The 3,763-nt window shown below is 64.7% G+C and carries 6 protein-coding genes; 4 read left to right on the top strand and 2 right to left on the bottom strand.

The window, feature by feature from the left end:
- Window positions 1–77: 77 nt before the first annotated feature.
- Together EN742_RS27690 and leuD are read right to left on the bottom strand one after the other, a co-directional pair.
- Window positions 78–1,013, bottom strand: a complete 936-nt coding sequence (locus EN742_RS27690) for a hypothetical protein (RefSeq protein ID WP_126057391.1) — start codon at window positions 1,011–1,013, stop codon at window positions 78–80.
- Between the two features lie 73 nt (window positions 1,014–1,086).
- The gene (gene leuD / locus EN742_RS27695) at window positions 1,087–1,692 is read right to left on the bottom strand and encodes a 3-isopropylmalate dehydratase small subunit (protein ID WP_126057390.1); all 606 of its coding nucleotides are present in this window, start codon (window positions 1,690–1,692) and stop codon (window positions 1,087–1,089) included.
- A gap of 146 nt (window positions 1,693–1,838) precedes the next feature.
- On the opposite strand from leuD, the gene EN742_RS27700 reads away from it, so the two are divergent.
- From EN742_RS27700 to EN742_RS27715, 4 genes are all read left to right on the top strand, one after another.
- A complete protein-coding gene (locus EN742_RS27700) occupies window positions 1,839–2,264 on the top strand; it encodes a GNAT family N-acetyltransferase (RefSeq protein ID WP_126057389.1) in 426 nt (141 codons plus the stop codon).
- A gap of 93 nt (window positions 2,265–2,357) precedes the next feature.
- The gene (locus EN742_RS27705) at window positions 2,358–2,678 is read left to right on the top strand and encodes a metalloregulator ArsR/SmtB family transcription factor (RefSeq protein ID WP_126057388.1); all 321 of its coding nucleotides are present in this window, start codon (window positions 2,358–2,360) and stop codon (window positions 2,676–2,678) included.
- On the top strand, window positions 2,675–3,127 hold the full coding sequence (locus EN742_RS27710) for an SRPBCC family protein (RefSeq protein WP_126057387.1): 453 nt from the start codon (window positions 2,675–2,677) through the stop codon (window positions 3,125–3,127). Before EN742_RS27705 ends, EN742_RS27710 begins: the two co-directional genes overlap by 4 nt.
- A gap of 35 nt (window positions 3,128–3,162) precedes the next feature.
- Entirely contained in the window at window positions 3,163–3,672 is a 510-nt protein-coding gene (locus tag EN742_RS27715; RefSeq protein WP_245455301.1) for an SRPBCC family protein, read from the top strand.
- Window positions 3,673–3,763: the final 91 nt, after the last annotated feature.

The following is a 3,763-nucleotide window of genomic DNA, read 5'->3' on the forward strand; positions in this document are numbered from 1 at the left end:
CTCCCCCCTTGTGGGGGAGATGTCCGGCAGGACAGAGGGGGGCGCGAAGGAACGCGACCTAGCAATAGAGGCTCGGGCTAATTCGCCGACCCCTGCGCGTCGTCATACGCTTTCTTGATATCCGCCGGCCACGTCTTCAGGTCGGGCCAGCCCTGTGGCTCGCCATTGTCGCCGCGGCGCGCGAAATAGACTTTGTGCTTGACCGGATCGACCGCCATGAAGCCGTCATTGCCGCCGCAATCATGCGGCACGCAGCCGGTGGCGTAGAAGGCGCCGGATGCGGTGTTTTCGGTGCCGCCGCCGACCAGCAGGCTGGTCGCCATGTCGGGCATGGTGTCGCCGAGCACCGTCTGCGCCGCCTTGTAGACCGCCTCGTTGTGGAAGGCGTCGATGATGTTGTCGTATTTCGACGGGTCGACATCTTTCCAGTCGGTGCCGGATTCCGGCGTGTAGGTGAGGTTGCCGGAGGTGGTCAGCCCTTCCGTCGGCGACCATTGCAGCGCCGCTCTCGTCTCGCCCGGCAGCAGAAAGGGCACATAGTAGATGGCGCTGTCGGAGACCGCGGCCGGCGGCGCGCCGCATTCGTCCTGCTCGACGGTGGTGGTCTGGATCTCGCCGCCTTCCGGCTTCCAGGCGATGACACTCGCCGGCCCGCATTGATTGCCGCCATCGCCGACATCGAACAGTGCGACCTTGACGCCGCCGACCTCGACAATCTTGTCGAAGAAGACGTCGTAATTGTCGGCGAGCTGCTTGCCGTCATAGGCCAGCACCTTCTCGCCATACTCCTCCTGCTGGGTGATGGTGAACTGGCCGCCCTCGAACGGGATCGGCGCCAGCTTGTCCTCGTCGGCCGGCGCCGCATCGGTGGTGCTCGACGCGCCCTGGTCGGCGGCGCCGCCGGACGCATCGTCGGCCGGCACCAGCACCGCGTCGGTCTGGGCATGCGCGCCCGCCATCGGCAGCAGGATCACCGCCAGCGCGCAGGCGCCGGCCAGAAGCGAGCGTGTCATGACTGTCCCTCCGTTCAGCCGCAGCACGAACCCGGCCTGTCGTGGCCGGGCTTAAGCATTCAGATACAGACGATCAGGCCCACGGGCGCTGCGCGGCGTTCTTCTGTTCGAACGAGTCGATGGCGCCGGCCTTCTCCATGGTCAGGCCGATGTCGTCCAGCCCATTGAGCAGGCAGTGGCGCTTGAAGTCGTCGAGGTCGAACGTGACCACGCCGCCATCCGGCCCGCGGATTTCCTTGGCCTCGAGATCGACCGACAGCGTGGCGTTGGAGCCGCGCGAGGCGTCGTCCATCAGCTTGTCCAGGTCTTCCGGGCTGACGGTGATCGGCAGGATGCCGTTCTTGAAGCAGTTGTTGTAGAAGATGTCGGCGAACGAGGTCGAGATGACGCAGCGGATGCCGAAATCGAGCAGCGCCCACGGCGCGTGCTCGCGGCTCGAGCCGCAGCCGAAATTGTCGCCGGCGACCAGGATCTGCGCCTTGCGATAGGCCGGCTTGTTGAGCACGAAGTCGGGGTTCTCCGAGCCGTCCTCCTTGTAGCGCATCTCGGCGAACAGGCCGGTGCCGAGTCCGGTGCGCTTGATCGTCTTCAGATAATCCTTGGGGATGATCATGTCGGTGTCGATGTTGACGATCGGCATCGGCGCGGCGACGCCGGTCAGCTTGGTGAATTTGTCCATGGTCCTTGCCGTCTTCTTGTCGTTCGGGAATTTGCTGGCGCACGGTTTACACAAAGCCGGCGGCAAATGAAAGGCAACTGTTCGTGCGCGGATCGGGCTCAAAAAAGGACTTCGAAATCCTGGCCCGCTGGTGCAGTCTTGCGACCATGACGGAACCATGCCGCGTCCTCTATGCCAGCGAGCCGGCGCTCGACGTCGCCGAGTTCCGCCGTGTGCTGGTGGAATCTGGCCTCGGCGAGACGCGCCCCGTCGACGACGAGGCCCGGCTGAAGACCATGCTCGGCAACGCCAACCTGGTGCTGACGGCGCGGCTCGACAGCGAGGGCAAGCCGCTTGTCGGTGTAGCGCGCGGCGTCACCGACTTCTCCTGGGTCTGCTACATTTCCGAGCTTGCCGTTTCCCGATCGGCGCAAGGGCTCGGCATCGGCAAGGGGCTGATGGACGAGGCCCGCCGCCAGCTCGGTCCCGCCGTCGCCATCAGCTTGATCTCGATGCCCAACGCGGTCGGCTTCTACGAGCGCATCGGCATGAGGCGCATGCCCGACGCTTTCTGGTTCTCCCGCAAGGGCTGATCCGTCTCCATATTCCTCACCGACTCACGGGCAAGTGATCGCCCGATCTGTCTCCCTGCTTGACATGCAACCAAATGGTTGCATATTAAAGCGATGAGCATGGATGCCGTCTTTCGCGCCTTGGCCGACCCGACCCGCCGGCAATTGCTGGACAGCCTCCATGCAAGGAACGGGCAGACGCTGAACGCGCTCTGCGAGCGGATGGAGATGACGCGCCAGGCGGTGACCAAGCACCTGGCGATCCTGGAAGAGGCCAACCTCGTCACCACCGTCCGCCGGGGCCGAGAGAAGGAACACTACCTCAACCCGGTTCCGATCAACGAGATCGCCGAGCGCTGGATCGGCAAGTTCGAGCGCCATCGGCTGGATGCATTGAGCGACCTGAAGAAACGACTGGAAAGGGAAGAGCCGTGAGCGACAACACCTTCGTCTATGTCACCTATATCCGCACCACGCCTGAAAAGCTTTGGACGGCGCTAACCGACCCGGAGTTCAACCGGCAGTTCTTCCTCTGCTCCTATCAGGAGAGCGACTGGAAGGTGGGCTCAAGCTGGAAGCTGATCTTCCCCGACGGAAGCATTGCCGACTCGGGCGAGATACTGGAGATCGACCCGCCCAGGCGCCTGGTCATCAAATGGCGCAACGAATGGCTGCCCGAGGTGAGGGAAGACGGCTATACGCGCTGCACCTTCGCAATCGAGCAGGATGGCGAACTGACGAAGCTCGCCGTCACCCACGAGGCCGACGGCCCGCACCGGCTGATCGAAAATGTCGCCAAGGGCTGGCCGCTGGTTCTGGCCAGCCTGAAGAGCCTGCTCGAGACCGGCAAGGGTTTTGACCGCCCGCCGTCGAAGGCGGCCTGAGCGCCTGATGATTGGTTTCGGCAACGAAGCGACCATTGACGGAGGCCGATGTGAACCCGGAGCAGCTGGCTGTGAGAGCCATGGCGAACAGCCGGACGGTCATGGCATCGGCCGAGATTCTCGCGCCGCCGGAACAGGTCTTTGCAGCGCTCGTCACCGACGCGGTCGAGCGCTGGTGGAGCTCTGCCGACTGCTACCGGATGACCGCCTGGGCCGCCGAGCTGCACGTCGGCGGCAGCTGGAGCGTCATCGTAAAGACGGCGGACGGCAGGCGCCTGCCCGCCGGCGGAACCTTCCTCGAAATCGAGACGCCGCGCCGGATCGTTCAGACCCGGCGCTATGACTGGAACCATCCGACCCTCGGCCGCCACGAAACGAGGGTGGCCTATCTGCTGGAGCCGACGTCCGCCGGCACCCGGCTCACCATCTGCCACGGTGGTTTCGAAGGGTTCGCCGAAGCCGCGGCCGAACATGCCGATGGCTGGGCGCGGGCGCTGGGCTGGCTGCAGCGGTATTTTGGCGAGGGCAGGCAGGCAGCGGCCTAGCGCCTCCCCTTCAAATCACATTCAGCTCCCGGAACGCCCGCCCCTCGGCCACCCGGCTGTACCCGAACGCCGTGCAATCCACTTCGGTAGC

The sequence above is a fragment of the Mesorhizobium sp. M4A.F.Ca.ET.020.02.1.1 genome (assembly GCF_004022645.1).
GTDB lineage: Bacteria > Pseudomonadota > Alphaproteobacteria > Rhizobiales > Rhizobiaceae > Mesorhizobium.

Bases quoted from the DNA above. Each gene is read 5' to 3' on its own strand.
- EN742_RS27700 (WP_126057389.1), top strand. From the start codon at position 1,839: ATGACGGAACCATGCCGCGTCCTCTATGCCAGCGAGCCGGCGCTCGAC.
- EN742_RS27705 (WP_126057388.1), top strand. From the start codon at position 2,358: ATGAGCATGGATGCCGTCTTTCGCGCCTTGGCCGACCCGACCCGCCGG.
- EN742_RS27690 (WP_126057391.1), bottom strand. From the start codon at position 1,013: ATGACACGCTCGCTTCTGGCCGGCGCCTGCGCGCTGGCGGTGATCCTG.
- leuD (WP_126057390.1), bottom strand. From the start codon at position 1,692: ATGGACAAATTCACCAAGCTGACCGGCGTCGCCGCGCCGATGCCGATC.